The organism is Actinoplanes sp. URMC 104, assembly GCF_051386375.1.
Classification (GTDB): Bacteria; Actinomycetota; Actinomycetes; order Mycobacteriales; family Micromonosporaceae; genus Actinoplanes.
In genome coordinates, this window is the sequence record NZ_JBPQTO010000011.1 from 1,339,449 (window position 1) to 1,365,958 (window position 26,510).

Genomic DNA, 26,510 nt, shown 5'->3' on the forward strand with positions numbered 1-26,510 from the left:
CTCCACGCCGAGCTCACCGCTCGTTCCCACGCAGCTCGACAGAGATCACAGGTGGGTGAGTGGGAACCGGGTGGTGGTCAGCTGCTCGGAGAGCGTCCACAGACGAGCGGCTAGCTGCTCGTCGCGGGCGGTGGCGGAACGGTTGATGAGCTCGGGCGCGCCGCGCATGTGGGCGAAACGGCTGGGGCCGGTGAAGCTGTCGCCGGGCAGGTCGGCCACGGCGGCGTAGAGGACGGGCAGGGCGCCCTCCTCGGGGCTCTGGCCGAGCAGGCGGACCAGCAGCCTGGTGACCGCGCCGGATTCGGCGTAGATGTCGCTGCGGACCAGGCCGGGGTGGGCCGCCAGCGCACGTACCTGGGATCCCGCGGCGTTCAGGCGGCGCTGCAGCTCGGCGGTGAACAGCAGGTTGGCCAGCTTGGACCGGTTGTAGGCCTGCGCCTCGCGGTAGGGCCGCCGCTCGCCCTGCGGGTCCTCGAGGTCGAGGCGGCCCATCCGCTCGGCCTGCGATGACAGGTTCACGACCCGGCCGGTGACGTGCTCCAGCAGCAGGTTGGTCAGCGCGAACGGCCCGAGGTGGTTGGTGCCGAACTGCAGCTCGAAACCGTCGGCCGTACGGCGCAGGTCCGGCACGGAGACGCCGGCGTTGTTGATCAGCAGGTCGATCGGTCCGGCCCAGCCGCCGGCGAAGGCCCGCACCGAGGACAGGTCGGCGAGGTCGAGCTCGCGCACCTCGGTGTCGCCGGGGATCGTCCGGGCGACGTCCCGGCCCTTGCCGGTGTTGCGCACGGCGAGCACGACCCGGGCCCCGGCGCCGGCCAGCGTGCGGGCCGTGGCGAGGCCGACGCCGGAGGTGGCTCCGGTCACGATCGCGGTCCGGCCGCTCAGGTCGGGCAGGTCGGCGGCGGTGAAGTCGGCCATGAGGGAGAGCTCCGTTCGGCAGCGGTGATTGCACTCAGTGGCATCACCGTACATCCGTGATGCCACTGAGTGCAATCACGTAGGCTGGCGCCATGGCGAGATGGGAACCGGGGGCGTACGACCGCCTGCGCGAGGCGGCGCTGACGCTCTTCGACGAGCAGGGCTTCGAGAAGACGACCGTCGCCCACATCGCCGAGCGGGCCGGCCTGAACCGGCGGACGTTCTTCCACCACTTCGCCGACAAGCGCGAGGTGGTCTTCGCCGGCCAGGACGCCTCCGACGAGCTGATCACCGGCGAGATCCGCGCCCAGCCGCCGGCGGTGGACCCGCTGCACGCCGCCGTGGCCGGGCTCGTCCGGGCCGCCGACACGATCTACGAGCAGTACCGCGAGGGTGCGGTGCTGCTGGGCCGCGTCATCGCCGCGAGCCCCGAGCTGCAGGAGCGTGAGCTGGCCAAACGTGCCACGCTGGCGGCCGGGATGGCCGCCGCGCTGCGCGAGCGCGGCACGTCCGAGGCGGCCGCGGAGGTCGCGGCGTGGACGGCGGTCGCGGTGTTCTTCGTCGCGCGCAACCGCTGGAACCAGCCCGGCAACGAGCGCACGCTGGCCGAGCACATCACCGCGACGCTGGCGGAGTTCCTCGCGTCCTAGCCGGCCGGGCAGGGCGGCGCGACGAACCCGCGGTGGGTGCCGCGCGTCCAGCGGCAGCCGAACGCCGGGTCGGCCACGGCGCGGCGGTTCAGGATCGCGTCGCCGGCCGGGCGGCGACCGGTGCCGATCCAGCCGGTCAGGTCGTCGAAGGCCTCGGTCAGCTCGGGCAGCGTGAAGTCGCAGTGGCCGACGCCGCGCACGGCCCGGGAGACGAACAGCCCGGCCCGGCCGTGGCGTGCCGCGCGGGACGCGTACGCCTGCTCCATCGAGAACGGCACGAACAGGTCGCCGATGTCGTGCAGCGAGAGGACCGGCACCGGCGGCCGGCCGTCGACGCGGGGAATGCCGGACAGCCCGGGGTCGGCCTGCGCGGTGCGGCGCACGCGCAGCACGTCGCGGTTGAGGCGCCACTCCGCGGTCGTCGGCCACAGCCGGTCGGTGCTGCGGTAGAGCGTGTGCCGGTTGTCGGCGACGTTGCCGGGTGCGATGTTCGCGGTGCCGCCCTGCAGACCCGGGTAGAGGCCGAACAGGAACGGCAGGTCCGCCAGCGGCGGCAGCGAGGGAGCCGCGTTCCAATACGTGAACGCGCTGTCGAACCCGGGCCGCTCCCCGCCGCTGCGCCGCTCCACGATCGCCGACCACGTGCGGCCGGCCGGCGTGGAGGCCGTCGGCAGGCCCAGCGCCGGGACGATCCGGCCCACCTGCTCGCGCCACCGCTGCTGGAAGCCGGCGTCGGGCCGGAGCGGGAACTCGATGTCCACGCCGGTCAGCGCGGCCGCGGTGACGTTCGCGTCGAGGAAGTAGTCGTACAGCGCCGTGTCGCCGAGAACCCCGCAGTACGGCATCGCGCCGGCGAACAACCGCGGGCGCTCCTCGATCGCCACCGCGGTGACGTGCCCGCCCATCGACGCCCCCGTCATGATGACCGAACGGGCGCGGTGGCCGGTGACCCGCCGGAACACGTCGACGAGGGCGACCGAGTCGCGGACCCCCTGGCCGACGTCGTAGCCGTTGGTCGCGTAGCTGGAGGCGGCCCACGCGTAGCCGCGGCTCACGTAGTGCTCGCGCAGCGCCGGGTTGTCGACGTAGACGGTCGTGCCGGTGCCGCGATAGCCGTGGGCGTAGACGACCAGGTTGCCGTTCCACGCGTCGGGCACCTCGATGCGGTACGCCGCGCCTGCCTCGACGCCGACCTGCACCCGCGCGCCGGGCAGCGCGACGAACGGCGTGCCGTCGAGGTTGCACCCGGGATCGGCGACGAGGTAGCCGGGCCGGGTCGTGCTGGGCGCGGGCGCCGCACAGGCCGGCGCGGCCGCCGCGGCGGGCGCCGGGGGCGCCGCGAGCGGGACGAGCAGCAGGGCGACGACCAGGGCACGGAACCGGAGCATGGCGTTACCTCCCGGTAACATCTCAGGCCCGCCATCGACGGATGTCAAGACGCGGGCATTCCTCAACTCCCCCGCCGCGGTGCCGATCTTCCGCCCGTGGCATCAGGGGGACGCCGGCCGAGGAGCCGGGAGCAGCACGGCAACCCCGCCGCCGCGCCCGACCTGTGGCTGGTCATGCTCGGCGCCGGCGTCGCGGCCATCGCCGGCTTCTTCCTGCTGCCGAAGGGCGGCCTCGCGCAGAACCTGGTCTACAACGCGATCGGCGTCGTGTTCGGCCTGTGCATGCTGGCGGGCGTGCGGCTGCACCGCCCCCGCCGTCCGGCGCTCTGGTACTGGTTCGCGGCGGGCCAGTTCGCGTCGGTCGCGGGCGACGTGGTCTGGGAGATCTACGAGTACGTGCTGCATCAGGAGCCCTTCCCGTCCCCGGCCGACGTCTTCTATCTGGGCACCTACCCGCTGCTGGCGGTCGGCCTGGTGCTGCTGGTGCGCGACCGGCGCGGCCGTGACCTCGCCGGGCTGATCGACGCCGCGATCGTCGCGACCGGGCTCGGCCTGGTGTTCTGGGTGTTCCTGCTGCATCCCGTCGCGGCCGCCGAGGCGGACTCCACGCTCGCGCAGGTGATCGCCACGGCGTACCCGGTGGCGGACGTCCTGCTGCTGGCGATCCTGGCGCGGCTGTTCACCGCCGCCGGGACGCGCGGCGCCACCGGCCGCCTGCTCGGCGTGGCCGCTCTGCTGCTGCTGGTGGCCGACGTCGCGTACACGTACATGGCGCAGTACGCGACCTACGACGCGGGCGACCCGGTGGACGGGCTGTGGCTGATGTCGTACGTGGTGTGGGGCGTCGCCGCGCTGCACCCGTCGATGGCCTCGCCCGGCATCCGGCACGCGACCGGACGGCCGCAGGTGGGCATCCGCCGCCTGACCGTGCTCACCGCCAGCTCGCTGCTCGCGCCCGGCATGCTGTTCCTGCCGGGCATGACCACCCGCCCGGGCGACTGGATCGCCGCGGCGGCCGGCGCGGTGGTGCTGTTCCTGCTCGTCGCGCTGCGGATGTCCGGCTTCGTCACCCAGGTGCAGCGGCAGGCCGGCCAGCTCGAGCGCCTCGCCATGCAGGACGAGCTGACCGGCCTGGGCAACCGCCGTCACCTCGAGACGCACCTGCGGGCGGCGTGGGCGTCGCAGCCCCGACCGTCGATCGCCCTGCTCGACCTGAACGGCTTCAAGCACGTCAACGACCACCTGGGCCATCAGGCGGGGGACCGGCTGCTCATCGAGGTGGCACACCGGCTGGCCGGAGCCGTCGGCGACACCGCGGCAGCCTTCCGCATGGGCGGCGACGAGTTCGCCGTCGTGCTCCCGGGCGCGGGCGACGAGCCCGCCCTGGCCGTGGTGAACCGCATCGTCGAGGCCCTGCGGCAACCCGTGCGGCTCGGGGAGCACGAGCTGCTCACCGGCGCGGGTCTCGGCCTGGCGCGCGGAAGCGACACCGACGAGCCCTTCGAGGCGCTGCGCCGCGCGGACGTGGCGATGTACGCCGCCAAGCAGAGCGGCGAGGAGTCCTGCTGGTACGACGCCGGGCTCGACCGGCTGGCGTCCGAGGAGGCCCGGGTCGGCGCCGAGCTGCGCACCGCCCTGGACACCGGGCAGCTGCGGCTGGTCTATCAGCCGATCGTCGAGCTGCCGCACGGACGCCCGGTCGCCGCCGAGGCGCTGATCCGCTGGCAGCACCCCGAACGGGGACTGATCAACCCCGACGGCTTCGTGCCCGTCGCCGAGCGCAACGGCCTGATCGTCGAGGTGGGCGCGTGGGCGCTGCGGGAGGCCTGCCGGCAGGCCGCCCGGTGGCAGGCCGAGCTCGGCCCGGACGCCCCGCAGCGGGTCAGCGTCAACGTCTCCGCCCGCCAGCTCGTCCGGCCCGGGCTGGTCGGCGTCGTCGCCGCCGCGCTGGCCGACAGCGGCCTGGCCCCCGGACGCCTGACCATCGAGGTGACCGAGACCGCGGTCTTCGACGCCGGTCCCGCGGCCGCGACGCTCCAGGCTCTGCGCGGCATCGGTGTGGGCATCGCCCTCGACGACTTCGGCACCGGGCACTCCTCGCTGACGCTGCTGCGCACCGTGCCGGCCACCGTCCTCAAGGTGGACAAGTCCTTCGTCGACGACCTCACCTCGGGACGGCGAGCGGTCATCCCGATCGCGCTCATCGAGATCGCGGACGGCCTCGGCATGACCGCGGTGGCCGAGGGCGTCGAGACGGCCGAGCAGGCCGCGGAGCTGTACCGCCTGGGCTACCGGTTCGCGCAGGGCTACCACTTCGGCCGGCCCGCCGAGACCCTGCCCGCCCTCCGCACTTCCTCGGCCGCCTGACGCGCATCCCGCTGCCCGGTGACCCGGGTCTCACCGCCGGTGCGTCACGCTCGTCGGCGCCGGCTCGTCCGCTCCGTATGCGAACACTTCTGCTCACCGCCGGCACGCGCGGCGACGTCGAACCGTTCACCCACCTCGCCCGGCAGCTCGCCGACCGCGGCCACGACGTGACGCTGGCGCTGCCCGACAACAGCGGCGCCGACCTGACCGGGCTCGCCACCGAGAGCCTCGGCGTGGACTACGCCGCGGTCGTCGCCGGCCAGGGCGTGTCGGCGTGGCAGGCCGCGCGGTCGCTGCGCACCACCGTCCGTCCGCTCATGCGCACCCTGTTCACCGCCGCGGCCCGCGCCGTCGTCACGCACCGGCCCGACGTGGTCGTGCACCACCCCAAGGTGCTGTCCGCGCCGGCCGCCGCCGAGACGCTCGGCATCCCGCACCTGCTGGCCGAGCTGGTGCCCGCGTCGGCGCCGACCCGGGCGTTCCCGGCACCGGGCGTGGTGAACCGCGATCTCGGGCCGCTCAACCGCCGTACGTGGGTGGCGGAGCGAGCCGGCCGGCGCCTGTTCGCTGCGGAGCTCGCCGCGGCCGCCGCAGCCGTGGGCCAGACGTGGCGGGCGGCGGCCACGCAGGGCCGGGGCACCCTGCTCGCGGTCAGCCCGCATCTGCTCCCCCGCCCGGCCGACTGGCCGGACTCGCTGCGCATGACCGGACCGTGGCAGGCGGCCCCTTCGTCCGCGGCCCTGCCCGCCGCGGTCAGCAGCTTCCTCGCCGGCGGTGACTACGTGTACGCCGGCTTCGGGTCGATGGCCGCCGGGGATCCCGCCGCCCGGGCCCGGGCCGTCGTGCTGGGCGCCCGCGCCGCCGGGCTCCGCGTGCTGCTGGCCCGCGGCTGGGGCGGCCTGGCACTGCCCGCCGACCTCGCCGGCGACGACGTCCTCGAGGTCGGCAGCGTCGCGCACGATCTCGTCCTGCCGGGCGCCGTCGTCGCCGTCCACCACGGCGGAGCGGGCACCGTGCACGCCGCCGCCCGCGCGGGAACGCCTCAGGTCGTCCTGCCGTTCCTGGGCGACCAGCCGTTCTGGGCAGGCGTCGTCCGGCGCGCCGGCCTGGGCACCCGGATCCCGCGGCGGCCGCACGCCGGCACCGTCGCGGCGGCGCTCGCCACGGCCCTCGCCTGCACACCGGCGGCCCGGGCGACCGCCGCACGGATGCGGAGCGAGGACGGCGCCGCCGCGGCCGCGGACGTGATCGAGCAGCTGCCGCGGGGATGACGCGGCGGCGGCAAAGCATCGAAGGCTATTGTTCCCGGGTCGCCGCCGGGGTTACCTTTCGGGAGCGCTCCCACACCGGACGTCCCCCTTCGGAAGGAAGCACCTTGTCCCCCTCTGCTTCTCGCCGCTCCCCCCGGCTGGCTCTGGCCGCCGCGGCGCTCGCCTGCGCCACGGCCGGCGTCTGGCTGGCCGGCGGCATCGCCTCGGCCGGCACGCTCACCGGCACCCTCTACCGCGACCCGGACACCGCCGCCGCCCGCTGGGTGGCCGCGAACCCGAACGACTCGCGCGCGTCGCTGATCAGCTCACGGATCGCGAGCCAGCCGGCCTCGCGCTGGCTGTCGAACTTCAACCTCGGCACCGTCCAGTCCGAGGTCTCCGCGTACGTCGGTGCGGCGGCCGCCGCCGGGCGGGTCCCGGCCCTGACCGTGTACGGCATCCCGAACCGCGACTGCGGCGGCGCGAGCGCGGGCGGCGCCCCCGACCTCACCCAGTACCAGACCTGGGTCACCGGGATCGCGCGCGGGCTGGCCGGGCGCACCACGCTGATCCTGCTCGAGCCCGACTCGATCGCCCTGCAGACGTGCCTGAGCAGCAGCGAGGTCACCGCCCGTGACCAGGCGCTGGCCACGGCGACCCGCACGCTCAAGGCCGCCGGCGCCAAGGTGTACCTGGACGGCGGCCACTCGGCCTGGAACAGCGCGGCCGAGCAGGCCCGCCGCCTGGCGAACGCGGGCGTCGCCGACGCGGACGGCTTCTACACCAACGTCTCGAACTTCCAGTCCACCGCGAACGAGGCGGCGTTCGGCCGGTCGGTCATCAGCGCGCTGTCCGGCCGGGGCATCTCCGGCAAGCGCCAGGTCATCGACACCAGCCGCAACGGCGGCGCGGCCGGCGACTGGTGCGGCGACGACAACACCGACCGGCGGATCGGGCGTTACCCCACCCTCGACACCGGCGACGCCAACATCGACGCGTACCTGTGGGTCAAGCCGCCGGGCGAGGCGGACGGCTGCGTGTACGCGGCCGGCTCGTTCCAGCCGGCGCTGGCTGCCAGCCTGGCGACCGGCGCGGCCGTCCCGCCGACCACCAATCCGCCGACGACACCACCGGCCACCACTCCCCCCGCGACCACACCTCCAACCACCACTCCGCCAGTCACTCCGCCGACCACCGCGCCGGCGGGCGCGTGCGCCGCGAGCTACGTGACGTCGAGCTCGTGGCAGGGCGGGTTCCAGGGCCAGGTCACGGTCAAGGCCGGCGGCAGCGCGGTCAACGGCTGGTCGGTGTCCTGGACGCCGGCCGCCGGGCAGTCGATCAGCCAGGTGTGGGGCGGCAGCCTGTCGGTGAGCGGATCGACGGTCACCGTCCGCAACGCCGCGTGGAACGGTTCGCTCCAGCCGGGCGCGACCGCCGAGTTCGGCTTCATCGCCACGGGCGCGGCGGGCACGCCGGGCCTCGCCTGCAGCGCCTAGGGCGGTCACATTCCGCCGAGCCGGTCCGTCGAGAAGGCAGGACGCCCGCATCACCGCGGGCGTCCGGCCCGACAGACGGAGACCGACATGCCGAGTGCCCAGGACGACCACAAGCAGACCTATCGCCGCTTCCACGACGCCGTCAACAGCCGTGACCTCCAGGTCATCAGCCGCACGATCGACCGGTGTTTCCACCCGGACGCCCTTTTCCACGCCGGGGAGCAGTCCGGCGCCGACGCGGTGCAGGCGCAGAAGCGCATCTGGCCGATCCTGTTGCGCGCCTTCCCGGACCTCCACGTGACGATCGACGACCTGCTCGCCGACGGCGACAAGGTCGTCGCCCGGCAGACCGTGACCGGCACCAACACCGGCGAGTACCGGGGCTTGCCGGCGACCGGCAGGCCGGTCGTCTACCGCGAGATCTTCATCGCCCGGATCGCCGGCGACCGGATCGCCGAGCTGTGGGGAGTCGTCGACGTCTACGGGCAGTTGCGGCAGCTCGGCCTCATCCCGGAGTGACGCCGCTCCACACCGCACGTATCCGGTCGGCCTCGGCCGCGGCCTGCGCCCGGCCCGCCTCGGCCGCCGGTCGCCGCCGCACCGGGTCCAGGGGGTTGCTGCCGATGGCGGTACGGGCGGCCGCGTCCGGCGACACCACCACGCTGCGCACCCGCGCTCCCAGCGTCGCGAGCTGCGCGGCCGGTCGGCCGGAACGCCGCACCGACCGCGTCATCGGGGCGAGCACCACCACCCGGTCGCTGCCCGCCGCCAGGTCGGCGTTGGCGATCGAGCGGACGCCGCCGTCGACGTACCGGGCCCCGCCGATCGTGACCGGCGGCCACACCAGCGGCACCGCGCAGCTGGCCGCCACGGCGTCGACCAGCGGCACACCGCTGTCCGCGTCGAAGACCCGCGTCTGCCCGGTCCGCGCCTCCACCGCCGTGATGAGCAAGCGGGTCCGCGGCCAGGCGGCGCCGCCGATCCGGCGCGCGATCACGGCGCGTCGCTCCTCCTCGGGCACCGTACGCGCGCGCAGCGCCTGCCGGCCGAGCCAGGCGCGGCCGCGAGCCGGATCGCCCGGCCACAGACCGGCGACCACGAACCGCGCCAGGGCGGACAGCCCCATCCGAGCGCTGATCTCCGCGCCGCCGCCGTCCCGCTGCGCCTCGAAAAGATCCTTCAGCGGTACGCCGGAGAGCAGCTGGGCGGCCACCGACGACCCCGCCGAGGTCCCGACCACCAGCCCGGCATCGGTGAGGTCGACGCCGTGCTCGGCCAGGCCGTGCAGCAGCCCGATCTCCCAGGCCACCCCGGTGACGCCGCCTCCGCCGAGCACGAGAGCCTTGCCGTCGAGACCCATGCCCGGCATTCAAGCACGTCGACCTCTCCCGCGCCGCCTGCGGCCGGACCGGGAGCGCCCGCCGACCGAGCCCGGAGGACGGCCGGGCGGGCGGATCAGCGCGCGAGGAGCCCGGGTCAGCGCACGGGGAGCTTGACGCGCCGGCCCATGCCGACCCGCGGGGCGGCGGTGTCGGTCACCAGTGCGTAGGCGCCCGCGGGCACGCCCTTGCGGGTCGCCACCCGGGAGGCCGCGGCCAGCAGCGTCCGCTCGCTCGCGCCGGCGATGAAGAAGACGTAGTCGTCGCCGACCTCCTCGCCGTCCTCGTACTCCTCGAAGCCGAGCTCCTCCTCCAGGTCGATCATGAAGTCGCCGACGTCGTCGATCCACTCGTCGTCAGCGGTCACCGGGAAGTGGATCTCCACCATCACTGCCATGCCGTTGATGATTCAGCACCGGCCGGCGGCGCCCGCACCGAGGGCACGGCGTCCGGGGTTGCGCGGGCCCACTTGTAAGTGTGTACTCACATACATCCGGACCTGGGAGGATCCATGAGCCTCGCCTGCACCGCCCCGCACGGCGGCACCCCCATCGAGGAGCCCGAGCCCCGGCGGCCGAGCCGGTGAGCGGCCCGCCGGACATCGACCGCGACGCGCCGGTGATCGTGCGCGACGAGATCCGCGTCGACGCACCGGTCGACGTCGTCTGGCGGCTGCACACCGACGTCGGCGGCTGGACCCGGTGGCGCGACGACGTCCCGGTCGCGCGGCTCGACGGGCCGTTCACGACCGGCGCGGTCTTCCACTGGGAGACCGGCGGGCTGTCGATCGACTCGACCGTGCTGGCCGTCGAGCCCGAGCGCCGTACGGTGTGGGGCGGCCCGGCCGCCGGCATCGAGGGCCGGCACGTCTGGACGTTCGAGCCGGACGGCGACGGCACGCGGGTCGTGACCGAGGAGAGCTGGGCCGGTCCGCCCGTGGAGGCCGACCCGGCCGCGGCGCGGGCGATGCTGAGCGCGTCGATCCGTACGTGGCTCGAGCAGCTGGCCGCCGCCGTCCGGCGGGGATAGGTGATTTGTGGTCCGGCCGCCCGAGCGTGTTCACTTGGCTGATGCCGTCGACACGGCCGGAGCGGCCGGCCCGCATCAGGTCCACTGCTCCGGAGCGACGGGAGGCCGTGCTCGCCGCGGCGGTACGGCTGTTCTCCGCGACCGGCTACCACGGCACGTCGGTCGGCTCGGTGGCCTCGGCCGCGGGCATCTCCGAGGGGTACGTCTTCCGCTTGTTCGGCGACAAGCAGACGCTGTTCACCGCGGCGCTGGCCCGCTGCCACGACCGCATCCATTCCGCGCTCGCCGCGGGCGCCGACGAAGCGGGCGCCGAAGCGCCGGCCGCGGGCGCCGACGGGGCCGGCCCCCGCGATCCGGCCGCCGTCCTGGACGCCATGGCGGTCGCCTACGCGAAGCTGATCGCCGAGCGCGAGCTGCTGATGCTCCAGGTGCACGCGCTGGCGGCGGCCGACGACCCGTCCGTGCGGGCCGAGATGCTGCGCGGGCACCGGAGCCTGGTCGAGCTGGTCCGCGACCGCTCGGGCGCCCCCGAGGAGGACGTGCAGCTGTTCTTCGCCCGCGGTCAGCTGTGCCACTTCGTCACCGCCCTCGACCTGGGCGCCGGCGCCGCGTCCGGGTCCTGGGCCCGCATCCTGACCAACGGCATCCGCCACTTCGGGGGCTGACTACCGGCAACGTGCCAGCACTCCCCCGCATCCCGCCCGTGCGGCCCGGCCCGCGGCACGCTGACGGCATGAAGAAACTCGCCGTCGCCCTCAGCGCCACCGCCGCCGTCGCCGTCACCGGTTGCAGCTCGACCGGCAGCGGCGGAACTCCCGCCGCGGGGGCGCCGGCCGCGACCACGTCCGCCGTCACACCGGCCGCGACCACGTCGGCCGGGAGCCCGCCGTCGCCGTCGGCGGCGCGCACGATCCCCGCCTCGGCATTCTTCGCGATGCCCGCGGACATGCGACGCGAGCGCAGGAAGGCCGAGGGGTCCGCCGCGGTGCCGAAGCTGTGCGGCGGGGAGCTGGCGGCCGGCAAGGGCGTGGTGGCCAGCGCCGCCATGATGAGCATCTATCAGAGCCCGGACGCTCCCGAGGGATCGGTGCCGCACGGGATCCTTTACCAGACCATCCGGTCGTACGACGGCGCCGGTGCGGCCGCGTTCATGGACCGCGCCCGGGACGGTCTGGCGGACTGCACGTCGTACCGGACCGCCGAGAACACCGTCCGGGTGCGGACCAAGCCTCTGTCGGGCGCCGCGGACGAGGGGCTGACCGTCGACCTGGTCCAGCCGCAGCTCGACCTGCCCGGCGAGCCGACCGGTGGCACCCAGACGAACCGCGTGGTGGTGCTGAGGTTCGGCTCGGTGGTGACGATCCTCAACGACACCGAGTACGAGCGCAGCAGCAGCGACCCTGAGCTCGTCGATGTGTTCGTCGAGGAGGCGGCCGAGGCCATCCGCGGCTGGCGGGGCTGACCCCTGGATTCATCCCATCATCCCATGTTTCACTGACGGGGTGGCCACCACTGCACCGTCCCGCGCCCGGCTCGCCCGCGGCATCCTGCTCGCCGTCGCCCTGACCGCCCTCAACCTGCGCACGGCGGTGACCGGGTTCAGCGTGCTGACCGGGGAGGCCGGCGAAGACCTGCACTTCGGCCCGGTCGTCGCGGGCGCCATCGGCACGATCGTGACCGCGTGCTTCGCGGTGGCCGCGTTCGCCGCCCCGCCGCTGGCCCGCCGGCTCGGCCTGGAACGCACCGCGGCGCTGGCCGTGACGGCCACGACCGCCGGCATCCTGCTGCGCGCCGTGGCGTGGTCGCCCGGCGTCCTGATCGTTGCCACGGTCGTCGCGTTCGCCGGGGTGGGCGCGTCCAACGTCATCCTCATCCCCATCGTCAAGCAGCACTTCCCCGAGCGGCTGCACGCGGTCAGCACCCTCTACATGGTGCTGTTGCAGGTGGGGCAGCTGGCGGCGCCGCTGCTCGCGCTGCCACTGGCCCACGCGTACGGCTGGCGGACGGCGGCGGGTGTCTGGGCCGCCGTGACCGCGGTGGCGGCGGTGCTGTGGCTCGCCGCCGTGCCCCGCGCGGACGGCGGGACCGGGCCCGCTCCGGCGGTGGCCGCGCGCGTCTCCTGGCGTACGCCCCTGGTCCTGGGGTTGATCGGGCTGATGGCGATGACCACGCTGCACGTCTACACGCTGGTGACGTGGTTCCCGGCCATGCTCGAGGACGCGGGGCTGAGCGCGACGGCGAGCGCGCTGCTGCTGTCGTGGTTCGCCGGGCTCGGGCTGATCGCCGCGTTCGTGGTGCCGCCGCTGACCACGCGGCTGCGTAACCCGTACCCCATCGTCGTGGTCTGCGTCGTGCTGATGGGCGTCGGCTACGCCGGCATGCTCGCCGCCCCCGCGGCCGGCGCCTTTCTCTGGGCGACCGCGTTCGGCCTCGGGGTGAGCACGTTCCCGCTCTGCCTGACGCTGATCGGCGCGCGGGCGGCCGATCCGCAGAGCGCCTCGCGGCTGTCCGGTGTGGTGCAGGGTGTGGGCTACGGCATCGGCTGCGTCGGCCCGCTCACGCTGGGCGCGGTCCACCAGCTCACCGACGGCTGGGACGTGCCGTACGGGCTGCTGGCGGCCACACTGCTGATCACGCTCGGCGCCGGGTGGGCCGCGTGCCGGCCGGTTCCCGCGACCGCCGGTTAGGCTGCACGCGTGTCCGGCCCGAACCTTGATCGCGCTGCTCTCGGCACCCGCGTGACCGAGCTCTTCCGCACCCAGATCACCGGCGGCGCCTGGCCGCTGGGCAGCAAGATCCCGACCGAGCCGGAGCTGGTCGAGTGGACCGGCGCCGGGCGCAACACGGTCCGCGAGGCGATCGGCTCGCTGGTCCAGGCCGGGATGCTGCGGCGCCAGCAGGGCCGCGGGACGTTCGTGGTGTCGGCCTCCGACCTGCGCTCGTCGGTGTCGCGGCGGGCCGCGTCCACCGCCCGGCGCGACAGCCTGGAGCTGCGGCTGGCGCTCGACGCCGCGTCCGCCCGCATCGCCGCCGTACGCCGCACCGAGGCCGACGCCGAACTCCTGGGCACGCTGCTGCGGGCCCGCAGCGACGCGTGGGCCGGCGGCGACGTGCACGAGCGGGTGCGCGCCGACTCGGCGTTGCACCGGGCCGTGGTCGCCGCCACCCACAACGCGCTGCTCCAGGAGGTCTACGAGGGCCTGCTCGGCGTGTTCGAGGAGGTGCAGCTGCACGACGTGACCGGTGGGACCGACGATCTGGCCCGGCTGCACGCCGACCTGGTCGAGGCGATCGTCGACGGCGATCCCGGCCGGGCCGCGGACACCATGTCGACGCTGCTCCAGCCGATGATCAACGAGGCGGCGGCGCAGCAGGGCGCACCCGGGGTCTCCCGGTAGCGTCGGGCCGGGTGTTTGAGGGGCCCGGCGGGAGGTACCCGGTTGAGGTCGACAGGCCGCCGTCCACCGTTAGGTTGAGATCATGGAATACCGCACGCTCGGGCGCAGCGGATGCGCCGTCTCCTCGCTCTGTCTGGGCACGATGACCTTCGGCGACGAGTCCGACGAGAAGGTCTCGCACGCCCAGCTCGACATGTTCGTCGAGGCGGGCGGCACGTTCATCGACACCGCGGACGTCTACTCGGCCGGCGAGTCGGAACGGATCATCGGCCGCTGGCTGGCCGCGCGGCCGGCCGACGTCACCGAGGCCGTCGTGCTCGCCACCAAGGGCCGGTTCCCGATGGCGGCCGACCCCAACGGCGCGGGCCTGTCCGCCCGCCACCTCACCCGCGCGCTGGACGCCTCGCTGACCCGGCTCGGCGTCGACGCGGTGGACCTCTACCAGGCTCACGCGTGGGACGCGCACACCCCGCTCGACGAGACGCTGCGCATCATGGACGGCTTCGTCCGGGCCGGGAAGATCCGCTACTACGGCTTCTCGAACTTCACCGGCTGGCAGCTCACCAAGGCGGTCGCGCTGGCCCGCGAGCTGGGGCTGGCCGGCCCGGTCAGCCTGCAGCCGCAGTACAACCTGCTGGTCCGCGAGATCGAGTACGAGATCGTCCCGGCCGCGCTCGACGCCGGCCTGGGCCTGCTGCCGTGGAGCCCGCTCGGCGGCGGCTGGCTGACCGGCAAGTACCGGCGCGACCAGCGGCCCACCGGCGCCACCCGGCTCGGCGACAACCCGGAGCGGGGCATGGAGGCGTACGACCGGCGCAACGTCGAGCGCACGTGGGACGTGGTCGAGGCCGTGCAGCGCATCGCGGAGGCCCGCGGCGTGTCGATGGCCGAGGTCGCGCTCGCGTGGGTGACCGACCGCCCCGGCGTGACCTCGACGATCCTGGGCGCCCGGACGCTGGAGCAGCTCGAGGCCAACCTGCGCGCCGCCGGGCTGCACCTGAGCGACGAGGAGACCACCGCCCTCGACGAGGCGAGCGACCCGCGGCCGAACGACTACCCGTACGGCCCGCTCGGCATCCAGCAGCGGAGCCGGACAATCTAGCTCGCACACGACGCGGCCGCGATCACCCGGTGGTGACCGCGGCCGCTTCGGTGCTGGGGTCAGGACCGGCCGTGCGGGTGCGGCACGTGCAGCTCGGCGGGCTCCGGCGGCAGGTCGCCGACGCCGGACGCTACGGCCTCCTCGTGGCGGCGGTGCGCCGAGGGCAGCGCGAGCGCGGCAGCGATGGCCAGCACGGCCACGCCGGCGCAGACCCAGAAGCCGACGGTGAACGCGTCGTCGGTGGGCAGGCCCTGCGGCGTGGTCTTCGACGTGATGACGGCGGCCACGACGGCGGTGCCGATGCTGCTGCCGATCGTCCGGGCGATGGTGTTGACGCTGGTGGCCTCGCCCGTCTGGGTGGCGGGAACGGCCTCGATGATGGCGTTGGACATGGCCGCGAACGCGAAGCCGATGCCCGCGCCGGTGAGGACGCCGGAGAGCAGAACCTGCCAGATCTCGCCGTGCGCCACCGCCGGCAGCGTGAACGCGGCGACGACGAACACCGCGCCGAGGAACATCGGCAGCTTGGGGCCGAACCGGCGGTTGAGGATGCCGGCCAGCGGGCCGAACAGCACCATCATCACGACCGTGGGCAGCAGGAACAGCCCGGCCTGCGACACCGACTTGCCGAACCCGTAGCCGGTCGCCGCGGGCAGCTGGATCAGCGTCGGGACCAGCAGGAACGTGCCGAACATGGCGAAGCCCAGGATGAGCGCGACCAGGTCGGTGGCCCACACGCCGCGGATCCGCATGAGGCGCATGTCGATGAGCGGCTCGCGGACCCGGAGCTCCACCAGGACGAACACGACCAGGCCGACGACGCCGAGCGCCAGCAGCCCGATGGTCCGCGCGTCGCCCCAGCCCCACGCCTGACCCTTGCTGATCGAGAGCAGCAGCCCCACCAGCGACACCGACAGGATCGCCGCGCCGAGCACGTCGAGCCTGCCGGGCGTGCGGACCGGGGACTCCTTCATGCCGAAGATCGCCCCGGCCAGCGCGATCAGGACCAGCGCCAGCGGCAGCCAGAACAGCCAGTGCCACGACAGGTGCTCGACGATCGGGCCGGCCGCGACGATGCCGATGCCCGCGCCGATGCCGAAGATCGCGGAGATGAGGCCGACCGTGGTGGCGACCCGCTCGCGGGGCAGCTCGTCGCGGACGATGCCGATCGACAGCGGCAGGATCGCGCCCGCCGCGCCCTGCAGCACCCGGCCGGCGATGAGCACGGCGAGGTTGGGCGCGAGCGCGGCCACCACGGTGCCGAGGGCCAGGATGGCCAGCACGGCGATGAGGACCCTGCGCTTGCCGGCCATGTCGCCGAGCCGGCCCAGGATCGGCGTGAGCACCGAGGCCGAGAGCAGGTACGCGGTGACGATCCAGCTGACGTCGGCCGTCGACACCTGCAGGTCGCGGCCGATCGTGGCCAGCGCCGGCGAGACGAGCGACTGCAGCACCGCGAACGCGAGACCGCCCAGTGCCAGATAGAGCACGAGCAGGCCGCCGCTGGGACGTGCGCCCCCGGCCGGGACGGAGGCGGCGGGGCCGCGCTCCTCGATGGTGTGAGTCATGACGATCCCGAGGCTGGAAGTAAATGATTGCTTACTTATTAGATCGGCCGGCCCCGGCTGAAGTCAACGATTGCTTACGTCACACCGGGCGGGCGGCCACCGGCCGAGGGGTGGTCCTGCCACACCCCCGGATCGGTGGGGCCTCCCTGCCTCGGCTCTCCGGCTCGATCATGGAGCCATGGACATCACGAAACGCACGGTTCTCGTCGTCGGCGGCACCTCCGGCATCGGTCTGGGCCTGGCCCGCCGCTTCGCCGCCGCCGGCAGCACGGTCGTCGTCGGCGGGCGCCGCCCGGACCCGGTCGACGGCCTCGCGACCGTCGAGGTCGACGTCACCGACCACGCGTCGGTGCTGCAGGCCCGCGACCGGGTGCTGGCCGAGCACCCCGGCCTGGACGTCGTGGTCACCATGGCCGGCGTCATGCTCGTCGAGGACCTGCGCGACCCGGCGCACTTCGCCGCCGCCGAGACCACCGTCGCGACCAACGTGCTCGGCACCATCCGGGTGATCGACGCCTTCACCCCGCACCTGATCGGCCGCGGCGCCGGCACGATCGTCACGGTCACCTCGGGGATCGGCTTCCTGCCGTTCCCGCTCATGCCGACGTACGCCGCCTCCAAGGCCGCCGTGCACGCCTACTCCGAAGCCCTGCGCGCGCAGCTCGAGGGCACCGGCGTCGAGGTCGCCGAACTGGTGCCGCCCGCGGTGGCCACCACTGCCGAGCTCAAGCGGGCCAACCCCGGCGCGCTGGACCTCGACGACTTCCTCGACGAGGTGACGGGCCTGCTGTCCGAGCAGCCCACCCCGCACGAGATCCTGGTCGAGGGCGTGCTGATGCACCGCTGGGCCGAGCGCGACGGCACGTACGCCGGCCTGGTCGCGCAACGCTCCCGGGCCCTGGCCGCGCTGCCCGGCCGCTGATCGGCGGCCCGCGGGTCAGTACACGAAGCGCGACACCGCCGCCTGCAGCTCGCTGGACATGCGGGACAGCTCCGCCGCGGACCGCTGCGCGTCGCCCACCGACTCGGCCGTGGCGCGGGCGTTCTCGGCGACGCTGGTGATGCTGCGGTTGATCTGGCCGGTGGCGCTCGCCGCCTCCCCCACGTTGCGGTTCATCTCGGCGGTGGTGGCGCTCTGCTCCTCGACCGCCGAGGCGATCGTGGTCGTGTAGTCGCTGATGTGGCCGATGATCTCGCTGATCTCCCCGATCGCGGCCACCGACTGGTTGCTGTCGCCCTGGATCGCCTCGACGCGGCGGGCGATGTTCTCGGTCGCCCGCGCGGTCTCCTGCGCGAGGTCCTTGACCTCGCCGGCCACCACGGCGAAGCCCTTGCCCGTCTCGCCGGCCCGGGCGGCCTCGATGGTGGCGTTGAGCGCCAGCAGGTTGGTCTGCTCCGCGATCGCGGTGATCACCCGGATGACGTCGCCGATCTCCCGGCTGGACTCGCCGAGCGTGGCGATGGTCTGGTTGGCCGACGCGGCGATGCCGACCGCCTTGCCGACCACCTCGGCCGCGTTGTTGGCGCTGCGGGCGATCTCGGCGATCGCCGAGCCCATCTCCTCGGAGCCCGCGGCCACGGTGGTGACGCTCTGCGAGACCTCCTCCGACGCCTGCGAGACGACCCGCGCCTGCTCCGAGGCGGTCGCCGCGCCGTGGCTGATCCGATTGGCGATGACCGAGGTCTGCTCGGCGGCGGCGGACAGGCTCTGCGCAGCGGCGCCGACCGAGGCCACGACGTCGCGGGTCTGCTGCTGGGCGGCCGCCAGCATCTCGGCCATCTGCCCGACCTCGTCGCGGCCCCGCACGTCGACCTTGGCGGTCAGGTCGCCGCCGGCCATCGCGGTGAGCGAGGCCTTGACCCTGTCGAGCCGCCGGACGATGGCCCGGGACACGTACGCGCCGAGCAGCACCGCGGCCACGACGCCCGCGACCAGCACGATGACCTGGGTACGCCGCGCCGCCGACGCCGCCTGCCGGCTGGTGGCGGCCCGCTGCGCCGCCTCCGCGAGCTGCGCCTCGTTCTCCGCCTCGACCGCGTCGGCCGCCACGGTCATCTGCGGCAGGAACGTCTCGCGGTAGGCGGTGGCGAACCCGGCGACGTTGCGCTTGACGGCCAGCGGGATGAGGGTGGTGCGGGCCGTGGCGGTCAGGTCCCGGTACGCCTGCTCGAAGCTGTCCACGGTGGCCGGGTCGACGGCGGCGGGCCGGTACTCGTCCAGGGCCGCCTGCAGCTGCTCGTCGCGGTCGGCGATCTGCTCGTCGAGCTTCTTGCGGGTGGCCGCCGAGGCCACGCCGTACTCGAGATAGCGGGCCCGGATCGCCTGCAGTTGCCGCGACACGGCCGCCAGCGAGGTCAGCGGCGCGACGTTGTCGCTGTAGAGCGCGTCGTTCTTGCTGCTCAGATCGGAGATCGTCACCAGGCCGGTGAGCCCCACCAGCACCGCGGCCAGCGCGGCGATCCCGATGCCGATCTGGATCTTCGTGTTGACCCGCAGGTCGGCGAACCATCCGCCGCGCTCCGCTGCGCTCCCGGCGTCACCCATGTGGCACTCCTAGCCGACAAGACGTCCCTCATCCCCCGTCGGCCCGCGCGGACGGGAACTGAGCCGCTGGGCGAAATGGGTCGTCAGGATTCGGGGCTCCGCAGCGTCAGCGACGGCGCACGGCCGTCGGCCTCCCGCGACCGTCGTTGTTGCTTGGTGGCGTACATGGCCGCGTCGGCCTGGTCGAGGGCGGCCGCGAAGCCGTCCTCCGGGGAGACCGACACCCAGCCGACGGAAGCGGAGACCCCGGCCGCCTCCAGCTCGTGGCCGATGCGGGCGATGACGATCTCGGCGTCGGCCCGGGTGCACTGGTTGAGGATGATGCCGAACTCGTCGCCGCCGAGCCGCGCGATGAAGTCGGTGTCGCGGATGGCGCGGTGGGCCGCGGTGGCAGCCGCCTTGATGTAGGCGTCGCCGGCGGCATGCCCGTGCGTGTCGTTGACGGTCTTGAGCCCGTCGAGGTCGAGCATGGCCACGACGGTGGGGTCGGCGAGGCGTTCGAAGCGGGCCCGGGTCTGCTCGACGATGCGCTGCCACGCGCGCCGGTTGGGCACGCCGGTGAGGGCGTCGGTGTCGGCGCTGAGCTGCTCGCGCAGCAGCGCGTTGGTGGAGCGGTCCTGCATCCGGTCGGCGGCCAGGGCCGCGGTGAGCAGCCGGCCGAGCATGGCGAGCAGCGGTTCCGCGCCGGCCATGCGCGGGTCGTCGGTGTGCGTGCCGGGGTCGAGGCCGCAGATCGCGCCGAACAGCGACCCGTCGGGTTCGGTGATGACGGCGCCCGCGTAGGTGGCGATGTCGATGAGCTCGTTGACGGCGGCGTTGGCGTAGGCGGGGACGGCCCGGGCGTCGCGCGCGACGGTGGGGGCCCGGCCGGCGGCCATGTGGACGCAGTAGCTGTCCTCCCAGGGGTGGCTGTCGCCCTGGCGCAGGCCGTAGCCGTTGTCGGCGTCGAGATACAGGTACATCTGCCGGCCGTTCTCCACCCGGGTCACCGCCCAGAAGGCCAGGGGCATCTGCTCGTGCAGGTACTCCAGCACGAGCAGGGCGGCGTGCTCGAACCCGGCCGCCGGGGGCAGGCTGCGCTGGTCCGGCAGCTCGACAGCCGCCGGGACGACGGGTTCGACGACCGGCTCGGCCGGGGCGGTCAGCGGGTGGCCCGGGCCGGGCGTCGCGCCGGTCTCCTCCGGCTGCGGCGCCGCGACGGCGTCGGCGGGCAGCGTGAACGTGAAGCGCGAGCCGCCGCCGGGGCGGTCGGCGGCGCCGATGGTGCCGCCGTGGCGTTCGACGATGCGCTTGCAGATGCCCAGCCCCAGGCCGGTGCCGCTGTAGCCGGCGGTGCGGTGCGCCCGGTGGAAGGTCTCGAAGATGCTGTCGTGCTGGCCGTCGGGGATGCCGATGCCGTTGTCGTCGACGGTGACCGTGACCACGTGGTCGGCGACGTCGGTGCGGATGCGCAGGTGGGGGGTGACGTCCGGAGCCGTGTACTTGATGGCATTGCTGATCAGGTTCTCCAGCAGCTGCCGGATCAGCACCGGGTCGGCGTATACGGGGTGCAGGTCGCCGATGTCGAACGCGGGCACCGGGGTGCCGTTGCTCTGCGCCTGGTCGATGCGGGCGATGGCGATGTCGTTCACGACGTGGCCGAGCTCGACCAGGGTGGGCGCGAGGGCGGCGTCGCGGGCGGTGGTGTACGCGAGCAGGTCGTCGATCATGCTGCGCATCCGGCGGGCGGCGCGCCCCACACGGGTCAGCCCGTCGCGTGCCTCGGCGGCGTCGAGCGTGCCGGAGTCGTCGAGGGCCTCGACGAGCGACTCGGTCCAGCCCTCGACGGTGCTCAGCGGGTTGAGCAGGTCGTGGGCCACCACGCCGGCGAAGGTGGCCAGCTCGTCGCGGTGCCGGCGCTCGGCGGTGACGTCGTGGAAGATCGTGACGGCGCAGCGCGTGCCGCTCAGGTCGTCGGGCAGCAGCGACGAGCTGACGCTGAGCAGCCGGCCCTCGGGCACACCGGGGTTGCGCACCAGGACGTCCATGCCCCGCACGTCGGTGCCCGCGAGGGCCCGCCGGTACGGCATCTCGTCGGGCGTCAGCGGCGTCCCGTCGGGGTGGGACAAGCCGTAGAAGTCGGGCCGGCCCATCTGTCCCGACGTGCTGACGACGCCGCCGACCAGCCGGCGCACGGCGGGGTTGCGCAGCAGGAAGCGGCCCTGCTCGTCGACGACGGTCAGGCCCTCGTTCATCGAGTCGACGATGGCGGTCATCAGCTTCGCCTGGCGGGCCGCCGCCTCCTGCTCCTTGCGCAGCTGCCGGACCAGGGCGATACGTTCGTCGCGGCCCAGCGCGAGCGAGAGGCCCACCACGGCGGTCATGCCGACGAACGCCTGAGCCACCAGCGCGCGGGCCGGGTGCGAGGCGATGAGGGCGAACGCTCCGGTGCCGTGCAGGGTGAACAGCACGGCCACCGAGCCGAAGACGAGATCGTGCAGCACCACGAAGGTGGTGTTGAGGCGGGAGCCGACCCAGACCGTCATCGCCAGGACGGTGAAAGCCAGCGGCAGGCCGTGGCTGATGCCGAAGACCGCGGTGTAGGCGGCGGCGGACAGGGCTGTGACGGCGACGTACTCCAGCCGGCGCCGCAGCGACGCCCGGGACCAGGCGGTCCGGATCCAGGCCGCCCGCTCCGGCGCGGCCCGTGCGCGCACCAGGTATCCGCAGGTCAGCCACGCGGCGGTGATGAGCAGGATGCTCACGGTGTTGCGGGTCATCCACACCGCGGTGGCGGGCCAGGAATAGGCGCCGTTGACGATCCACACGCCGGTCGGGCCGACGAGCGCGCCCGCGCCGCTGCCCGCCAGCGCGGCGGCCATCAGCAGCCACAACTCCGGCACGCGCGTCAGCGTGGCCTCGCCACCGGCCGCCCACAGGTGCGGCAGCCACCGCCTCACCAGGTACGCGAACACCCCGGCCTGGAGCACGTTCGCCACCACGAACCACAGGGCCAGACCAGCCGACGCGCCCGTGACGGTGTTCACCACCACCGTGACGACGGCCAGCGCCAGCACGTCCAGGGCCCGCCACCGTGAGCGGTACCGGTCGAGGAACCACACCGCCGACACCCCGGCCGCGGGCCAGACGAGGCTGAGGTTGGTCTCGTCCATCACGGTCAGCCGGCCGGCATACGTGGCCACCAGGTAGACGACCGCGAAGCCCAGGGTGCGTACCACCGACGAGCGCAACTCCGATGCCCCCCGTCCCACCGACCCGCGACACGTACGGACGCCGCCTCATTCCCCTGTTCGGCAGGGCCGCCGGCTTGATGAGCCGCTCTGCGCCGCCGGGAGGCCGAGACCCGCCACGCGGTCATCCTGCACGTCGTCGAACGGGGCATCGCCCGCGGCGAGCTGCCCAACTCCAGCTTGCGCCGCAGGAAGCCGACGTAGACGTCGAAGTTGTAGGAGCCCGCGGGTTCGAAGCCCCACACGTGCTCGAACAGCTCGGTGCGGGTCAGCACCCGGTCGGGGTGGGTCACGAACGCCTCGAGCAGGGAGAACTCGGCGCAGGTCAGCCGGGCGGTTGCGCCGGGTAGCCTCGACGGGTGAGTGTCACTCCGCTGTCCACCGTCGTCCTCGACCACCGCTTCGCCCGCGAGCTGCCGGAGATGGCCGTCGCCTGGCAGGCCGCGCAGACGCCGGACCCCCGGCTGCTGGTGCTGGACGAGGCGCTCGCCGCCGAGCTGGGCCTGGACGCCGCCTGGCTGCGCAGCCCCGAGGGCGTGGGGCTGCTGACCGGCACCACCGTCCCGGCCGGCGCCGAGCCCGTGGCGCAGGCCTACTCGGGCCACCAGTTCGGCGGGTTCAGCCCGCGGCTCGGCGACGGGCGCGCGCTGCTGCTCGGCGAGCTCGTCGACGCCGGGGGCCGGGTGCGCGACCTGCACCTCAAGGGCTCCGGGCGGACGCCGTTCGCGCGCGGCGGCGACGGCTGGGCCGCGGTCGGTCCGATGCTGCGCGAGTACGTCGTCAGCACCGCCATGCACGCCCTCGGCATCCCCACGACGCGTTCGCTCGCCGTGGTGGCCACCGGGCGTCAGGTGCGCCGCGAGACCCCGTTGCCCGGCGCCGTGCTCGCCCGGGTCGCCGCCAGCCACCTGCGGGTCGGCAGCTTCCAGTACGCCCGGGCCACCGGCGACGCCGACCTCCTGCGCCGCCTCGCCGACCACGCGATCAGCCGGCACCACCCCGGCGCCGCGGAGGCCGAGCAGCCGTACCTCGCCCTGTTCGAGGCCGTGGTCGCCGCCCAGGCGTCGCTGGTCGCGCGGTGGATGCTCGTCGGCTTCGTGCACGGGGTGATGAACACCGACAACATGACGATCTCCGGCGAGACCATCGACTACGGGCCGTGCGCGTTCATGGAGGCGTTCGACCCGGCCACCGTCTACAGCTCCATCGACCACGGCGGGCGCTACGCGTACGGCAACCAGCCGCCGGTGGCCGAGTGGAACCTGGCCCGGCTCGCGGAGGCCCTGCTCCCGCTGCTGCACGACGACCAGGAGCAGGCGGTCGCCCTCGCGGTGCAGGCCCTCGACGGGTTCCGTCCCCGGTACGACGCCGCCTGGTCGGCCGGCATGCGGGCCAAGCTGGGCCTGCCCGGCAGCGCGGACCAGGCCGTCGTCGCGCCGCTGGTCGAGGAGCTGCTCGTGCTGCTGCAGGCCGAGCACGTCGACCACACCTCGTTCTTCCGCTCCCTCGCCCACGCCGGGCGCGGCGACTCCGGGCCGGTGCGTCGCTTCTTCGTCGACCTCGACAAGCTCGACGACTGGGTGGGGCGCTGGCGCGCGCTGGGCCCCGACCCCGACGCGATGGACCGGGTCAACCCGCTCTACATCGCCCGCAACCACCTCGTCGAGGAGGCCCTGACCGCCGCGACCGACGGCGACCTGGACCCGCTCGCACGGCTGATGGAGGCCGTGACCGCACCGTACGACGAACGTCCCGGGCTCGAGCGGTACGCCGCCGCGGCCCCGCCCGACTTCGGCGCCTACCGGACGTTCTGCGGCACCTGAGCGGGCGGGCCGGCGGTCACTGCTTGTTCGCCTGCTCGTAGACCTCGTCGGCGACGGGCTCGAGCCAGGTGGTCGGGTCGGAGCCGCCGGGCCCGGCCTCCAGCACGTGTGAGTGCCTGTTCGTGCGCACGCCGGCGGGGCGGGCCAGGAGGAGCAGTCCGAGCAGGGACACGACGGTGCAGCCGGTCACGAGCACCGCCATCGGCACGGCGGTGTGCTCGCCGCCGAGCCCGGCGATCGGGGCGATGACGCCCGCGGCGACCCAGGTGACGAAGCCGAGCATCGCCGATCCGGTGCCCGGGTGGGCGGGAACCTCGGCGGAGGCCAGCGCGCCGCCGTTGGGCCCGATGAGCCCCTGCGCGGTCATCAGCACGAAGAAACAGACCATCGCCAGCGGCAGCGGCGTGCCGAACCACAACGCGCCTGCCAGCATCGCCACGCCTGCCGTCAGCGCGGCGACCTGCCCGGCGAGGATGACCTTCCGGGTGGCGATCCGGCCGACCAGCCGGGCGGCGACCAGGGCGGCGACGGTCATGCCGGCGGCGTTGGCGGCGAAGTCGACCGAGTACGCGATCGGCGACAGGCCGTTCATCGACTGCAGCACGAACGCCGAGGTCGCGACGTACGCGAAGACCGCGCCCATGCCCGAGCCGCTGACCAGCACGTAGCCGACGTACCGCCGGTTGCTCACCACCTGCCGCCCGGCGACGGCGAACGTCCGCAGGCCGCCGCCGTGCCGTTGCCCCGGTGGCAGCGACTCGGGGACGGCGACCAGCACCGCCACGACCATCGCCACACCCAGAGCCGCCACGGCCCAGAACGACATGCGCCACCCCGACAGCTGCAGGATCACCGCGCCCAGCAGCGGCCCGGCGATCGGTGCGAGGCCGCCCACCCCGGCGATCACGTTGAGGACGCGCACCAGCCGGGCGCCGCGCGCCAGGTCGACGATGACGGCCCGCCCGATGACCATGGCCCAGCCGCCGGCGAAGCCCTGCACGAACCGGGCGCCGGTCATGACCCCGATCGACGGCGTCAGCGCGCACACCACCGACGCCGCGGCCATCACCGCGACCGCGGCGACCAGCAACCGGCGCCGGCCGTACCGGTCGGACACCGGCCCGCCGATCAGCTGCCCCAGCGCCATCCCGACGAAGAACGTGGTGAGCGTCAGCTGCACCTGGGTGGCGGTCGCCGACAGGTCGCCCGCGACGCTCGGGAACGCCGGCACGTACATGTCGGTCGCCAGCGGCGCGATCGCGGTCAGGAACACGACGGTGGCGATCAGGGCGGTGGACAGGCCGGCCCGGCGCCGTGTCCGGTGCTCGTCGAGCGTTGCAGTCATGACCCCACAACACCGTGCCGGCGCTGTGCCGGGAAGTCACCGACGAGAGGTGTACCGGCAGTACATCCCAGTTCAGGAGCTTCCGCCGTACGGTCGAGAGCGTGACCAATCGAGCCGAGGTGCACGACTTCCTCACCACGCGCCGCGCGAAGATCACCCCGGAGCGGGCCGGGATCCCCACCGCGGGACAGCGCCGCGTTCCCGGGCTGCGCCGCAGCGAGGTGGCCGCGCTGGCCGGGATGAGCGTCGAGTACTACGCGAAGCTCGAACGCGGCTCGCTGGCGGGCGTCTCGGCCGGTGTGCTGGAGGCGATCGCCCGGGCGCTGCAGCTCGACGAGGCCGAACGCGCCCACCTGATGCGCCTGGCGCAGGAGGCCAACGGCACCAGCGCGCTGGTCCGGCCGCACCGCCGGGGCAAGAAGTGGACCGTACGCCCGAGCCTGCAGTGGACATTGGACGCGATCACCGCGCCGGCGATCGTCGTGAGCAACCGGCAGGACCTGCTGGCCGCCAACCTGCTCGGCCGGGCCATGTACAGCGACGTCTACGCCGGCGCGCACGGGGTGCCGAACTTCGGGCTGTTCACCTTCCTCGACGCCGCCGCCCACCGCTTCTATCCGGACTGGAACCTCGCCGCGGACATGCTGGTCGCGAACCTGCGCACCGCCGCGGGCAAGGACCCCCACGACAAGGGCCTGCACGACCTGGTCGGCGAGCTGTCCACCCGCAGCGACGACTTCCGCCGCCGCTGGGGCGCGCACAACGTGCGCATCCACGGCACCGGCGTCAAGACCTTCCGGCACCACATCGTCGGCGAGCTCGAGCTGGCCTACGAGACCATGGACCTGCGAGCCGAGGACGGCGCCGCCCTCACCGTCTACGCCGCCGAGCCCGCCTCGCCGACCGCGCAGGCCCTCACCCTGCTCGCCTCCTGGGCCGCCACCACGGAACCCCTCCCCGCCGCGTCCGACCGCTGAGGCCGCTCGCGCCCGCCGTGCCGTCCGATAACATCTGAGCCAAGA

At 74.0% G+C, this 26,510-nt stretch carries 23 protein-coding genes; 14 read left to right on the forward strand and 9 right to left on the reverse strand.

Going from position 1 to position 26,510, the window contains the following annotated elements; all coding sequences use genetic code 11:
• Window positions 1-45 precede the first annotated feature (45 nt).
• Window positions 46-918: an oxidoreductase gene (locus tag ACSNN8_RS31945; protein WP_436653692.1), complete on the reverse strand. Its 873-nt coding sequence runs from the start codon at window positions 916-918 to the stop codon at window positions 46-48.
• Between the two features lie 92 nt (window positions 919-1,010).
• Here ACSNN8_RS31945 and ACSNN8_RS31950 point away from each other — a divergent pair, with 92 nt between their 5' ends.
• On the forward strand, window positions 1,011-1,568 hold the full coding sequence (locus ACSNN8_RS31950) for a TetR/AcrR family transcriptional regulator (RefSeq protein WP_436653693.1): 558 nt from the start codon (window positions 1,011-1,013) through the stop codon (window positions 1,566-1,568).
• Here ACSNN8_RS31950 and ACSNN8_RS31955 read toward each other — a convergent pair.
• Window positions 1,565-2,956 carry an alpha/beta hydrolase family protein gene (locus tag ACSNN8_RS31955; RefSeq protein ID WP_436653694.1) on the reverse strand — a complete coding sequence of 464 codons (1,392 nt, stop codon included), beginning with the start codon at window positions 2,954-2,956 and terminating at the stop codon, window positions 1,565-1,567. The genes ACSNN8_RS31950 and ACSNN8_RS31955 overlap by 4 nt on opposite strands.
• Window positions 2,957-3,052: 96 nt before the next feature.
• Here ACSNN8_RS31955 and ACSNN8_RS31960 point away from each other — a divergent pair, with 96 nt between their 5' ends.
• The 4 genes from ACSNN8_RS31960 to ACSNN8_RS31975 all read left to right on the forward strand — a co-directional run bounded on the left by ACSNN8_RS31960 (window position 3,053) and on the right by ACSNN8_RS31975 (window position 8,588).
• Window positions 3,053-5,323, forward strand: a complete 2,271-nt coding sequence (locus tag ACSNN8_RS31960; RefSeq protein ID WP_436653695.1) for a putative bifunctional diguanylate cyclase/phosphodiesterase — start codon at window positions 3,053-3,055, stop codon at window positions 5,321-5,323.
• Window positions 5,324-5,400: 77 nt separating this feature from the next.
• A complete protein-coding gene (locus ACSNN8_RS31965) occupies window positions 5,401-6,594 on the forward strand; it encodes a glycosyltransferase (protein ID WP_436653696.1) in 1,194 nt (397 codons plus the stop codon).
• A 104-nt stretch (window positions 6,595-6,698) separates the two neighbouring features.
• On the forward strand, window positions 6,699-8,069 hold the full coding sequence (locus tag ACSNN8_RS31970) for a glycoside hydrolase family 6 protein (protein ID WP_436653697.1): 1,371 nt from the start codon (window positions 6,699-6,701) through the stop codon (window positions 8,067-8,069).
• An 87-nt stretch (window positions 8,070-8,156) separates the two neighbouring features.
• Window positions 8,157-8,588, forward strand: coding sequence for an ester cyclase (locus ACSNN8_RS31975; RefSeq protein ID WP_436653698.1), 432 nt, complete (start codon window positions 8,157-8,159; stop codon window positions 8,586-8,588).
• Here the strand turns inward: ACSNN8_RS31975 and ACSNN8_RS31980 are convergent.
• Both ACSNN8_RS31980 and ACSNN8_RS31985 read right to left on the reverse strand, forming a co-directional pair.
• Entirely contained in the window at window positions 8,575-9,429 is an 855-nt protein-coding gene (locus ACSNN8_RS31980; protein WP_436653699.1) for a patatin-like phospholipase family protein, read from the reverse strand. The genes ACSNN8_RS31975 and ACSNN8_RS31980 overlap by 14 nt on opposite strands.
• Window positions 9,430-9,545: 116 nt before the next feature.
• Entirely contained in the window at window positions 9,546-9,845 is a 300-nt protein-coding gene (locus ACSNN8_RS31985; protein ID WP_436653700.1) for a hypothetical protein, read from the reverse strand.
• Window positions 9,846-10,030: 185 nt separating this feature from the next.
• Here ACSNN8_RS31985 and ACSNN8_RS31990 point away from each other — a divergent pair, with 185 nt between their 5' ends.
• From ACSNN8_RS31990 to ACSNN8_RS32015, 6 genes are all read left to right on the forward strand, one after another.
• Window positions 10,031-10,477, forward strand: a complete 447-nt coding sequence (locus ACSNN8_RS31990) for an SRPBCC family protein (protein WP_436653701.1) — start codon at window positions 10,031-10,033, stop codon at window positions 10,475-10,477.
• Window positions 10,478-10,518: 41 nt separating this feature from the next.
• A complete protein-coding gene (locus tag ACSNN8_RS31995) occupies window positions 10,519-11,142 on the forward strand; it encodes a TetR/AcrR family transcriptional regulator (protein ID WP_436653702.1) in 624 nt (207 codons plus the stop codon).
• A 68-nt stretch (window positions 11,143-11,210) separates the two neighbouring features.
• Window positions 11,211-11,939 (forward strand): hypothetical protein, encoded by a 729-nt coding sequence (locus tag ACSNN8_RS32000; RefSeq protein WP_436653703.1) that lies wholly within the window; start codon window positions 11,211-11,213, stop codon window positions 11,937-11,939.
• 40 nt (window positions 11,940-11,979) lie between these two features.
• A complete protein-coding gene (locus ACSNN8_RS32005) occupies window positions 11,980-13,164 on the forward strand; it encodes an MFS transporter (protein WP_436653704.1) in 1,185 nt (394 codons plus the stop codon).
• A 9-nt stretch (window positions 13,165-13,173) separates the two neighbouring features.
• Entirely contained in the window at window positions 13,174-13,875 is a 702-nt protein-coding gene (locus ACSNN8_RS32010; protein ID WP_436653705.1) for a FadR/GntR family transcriptional regulator, read from the forward strand.
• Window positions 13,876-13,957: 82 nt separating this feature from the next.
• Window positions 13,958-14,977, forward strand: a complete 1,020-nt coding sequence (locus ACSNN8_RS32015; RefSeq protein ID WP_436653706.1) for an aldo/keto reductase — start codon at window positions 13,958-13,960, stop codon at window positions 14,975-14,977.
• 59 nt (window positions 14,978-15,036) lie between these two features.
• Here the strand turns inward: ACSNN8_RS32015 and ACSNN8_RS32020 are convergent, their stop codons facing one another.
• Entirely contained in the window at window positions 15,037-16,545 is a 1,509-nt protein-coding gene (locus tag ACSNN8_RS32020) for an MFS transporter (protein WP_436653707.1), read from the reverse strand.
• A gap of 178 nt (window positions 16,546-16,723) precedes the next feature.
• On the opposite strand from ACSNN8_RS32020, the gene ACSNN8_RS32025 reads away from it, so the two are divergent.
• Window positions 16,724-17,467 (forward strand): SDR family oxidoreductase, encoded by a 744-nt coding sequence (locus tag ACSNN8_RS32025; RefSeq protein ID WP_436653708.1) that lies wholly within the window; start codon window positions 16,724-16,726, stop codon window positions 17,465-17,467.
• Between the two features lie 15 nt (window positions 17,468-17,482).
• Here the strand turns inward: ACSNN8_RS32025 and ACSNN8_RS32030 are convergent, their stop codons facing one another.
• From ACSNN8_RS32030 to ACSNN8_RS32040, 3 genes are all read right to left on the reverse strand, one after another.
• On the reverse strand, window positions 17,483-19,090 hold the full coding sequence (locus ACSNN8_RS32030) for a methyl-accepting chemotaxis protein (RefSeq protein WP_436653709.1): 1,608 nt from the start codon (window positions 19,088-19,090) through the stop codon (window positions 17,483-17,485).
• 83 nt (window positions 19,091-19,173) lie between these two features.
• A complete protein-coding gene (locus ACSNN8_RS32035) occupies window positions 19,174-22,308 on the reverse strand; it encodes a diguanylate cyclase domain-containing protein (protein WP_436653710.1) in 3,135 nt (1,044 codons plus the stop codon).
• Window positions 22,248-22,718, reverse strand: coding sequence for a winged helix-turn-helix domain-containing protein (locus ACSNN8_RS32040; protein WP_436653711.1), 471 nt, complete (start codon window positions 22,716-22,718; stop codon window positions 22,248-22,250). Before ACSNN8_RS32040 ends, ACSNN8_RS32035 begins: the two co-directional genes overlap by 61 nt.
• Between ACSNN8_RS32040 and ACSNN8_RS32045 the strand changes: the two genes are divergently transcribed.
• Complete coding sequence (locus ACSNN8_RS32045; protein ID WP_436653712.1) at window positions 22,680-24,143, forward strand: protein adenylyltransferase SelO; 1,464 nt, start codon at window positions 22,680-22,682, stop codon at window positions 24,141-24,143. The genes ACSNN8_RS32040 and ACSNN8_RS32045 overlap by 39 nt on opposite strands.
• Before the next feature lie 16 nt (window positions 24,144-24,159).
• On the opposite strand, the gene ACSNN8_RS32050 is transcribed toward ACSNN8_RS32045, so the two are convergent.
• Complete coding sequence (locus tag ACSNN8_RS32050; protein WP_436653713.1) at window positions 24,160-25,488, reverse strand: multidrug effflux MFS transporter; 1,329 nt, start codon at window positions 25,486-25,488, stop codon at window positions 24,160-24,162.
• A 101-nt stretch (window positions 25,489-25,589) separates the two neighbouring features.
• Here ACSNN8_RS32050 and ACSNN8_RS32055 point away from each other — a divergent pair, with 101 nt between their 5' ends.
• Window positions 25,590-26,465, forward strand: a complete 876-nt coding sequence (locus ACSNN8_RS32055) for a helix-turn-helix transcriptional regulator (protein WP_436653714.1) — start codon at window positions 25,590-25,592, stop codon at window positions 26,463-26,465.
• Window positions 26,466-26,510 lie beyond the last annotated feature (45 nt).

Bases quoted from the DNA above. Each gene is read 5' to 3' on its own strand.
- ACSNN8_RS31995 (WP_436653702.1), top strand. From the start codon at position 10,519: ATGCCGTCGACACGGCCGGAGCGGCCGGCCCGCATCAGGTCCACTGCT.
- ACSNN8_RS31975 (WP_436653698.1), top strand. From the start codon at position 8,157: ATGCCGAGTGCCCAGGACGACCACAAGCAGACCTATCGCCGCTTCCAC.
- ACSNN8_RS31955 (WP_436653694.1), bottom strand. From the start codon at position 2,956: ATGCTCCGGTTCCGTGCCCTGGTCGTCGCCCTGCTGCTCGTCCCGCTC.
- ACSNN8_RS32020 (WP_436653707.1), bottom strand. From the start codon at position 16,545: ATGACTCACACCATCGAGGAGCGCGGCCCCGCCGCCTCCGTCCCGGCC.
- ACSNN8_RS31965 (WP_436653696.1), top strand. From the start codon at position 5,401: ATGCGAACACTTCTGCTCACCGCCGGCACGCGCGGCGACGTCGAACCG.
- ACSNN8_RS32000 (WP_436653703.1), top strand. From the start codon at position 11,211: ATGAAGAAACTCGCCGTCGCCCTCAGCGCCACCGCCGCCGTCGCCGTC.
- ACSNN8_RS31980 (WP_436653699.1), bottom strand. From the start codon at position 9,429: ATGGGTCTCGACGGCAAGGCTCTCGTGCTCGGCGGAGGCGGCGTCACC.
- ACSNN8_RS32015 (WP_436653706.1), top strand. From the start codon at position 13,958: ATGGAATACCGCACGCTCGGGCGCAGCGGATGCGCCGTCTCCTCGCTC.
- ACSNN8_RS31950 (WP_436653693.1), top strand. From the start codon at position 1,011: ATGGCGAGATGGGAACCGGGGGCGTACGACCGCCTGCGCGAGGCGGCG.
- ACSNN8_RS32030 (WP_436653709.1), bottom strand. From the start codon at position 19,090: ATGGGTGACGCCGGGAGCGCAGCGGAGCGCGGCGGATGGTTCGCCGAC.
- ACSNN8_RS31985 (WP_436653700.1), bottom strand. From the start codon at position 9,845: ATGGCAGTGATGGTGGAGATCCACTTCCCGGTGACCGCTGACGACGAG.
- ACSNN8_RS32050 (WP_436653713.1), bottom strand. From the start codon at position 25,488: ATGACTGCAACGCTCGACGAGCACCGGACACGGCGCCGGGCCGGCCTG.
- ACSNN8_RS31945 (WP_436653692.1), bottom strand. From the start codon at position 918: ATGGCCGACTTCACCGCCGCCGACCTGCCCGACCTGAGCGGCCGGACC.
- ACSNN8_RS32025 (WP_436653708.1), top strand. From the start codon at position 16,724: ATGGACATCACGAAACGCACGGTTCTCGTCGTCGGCGGCACCTCCGGC.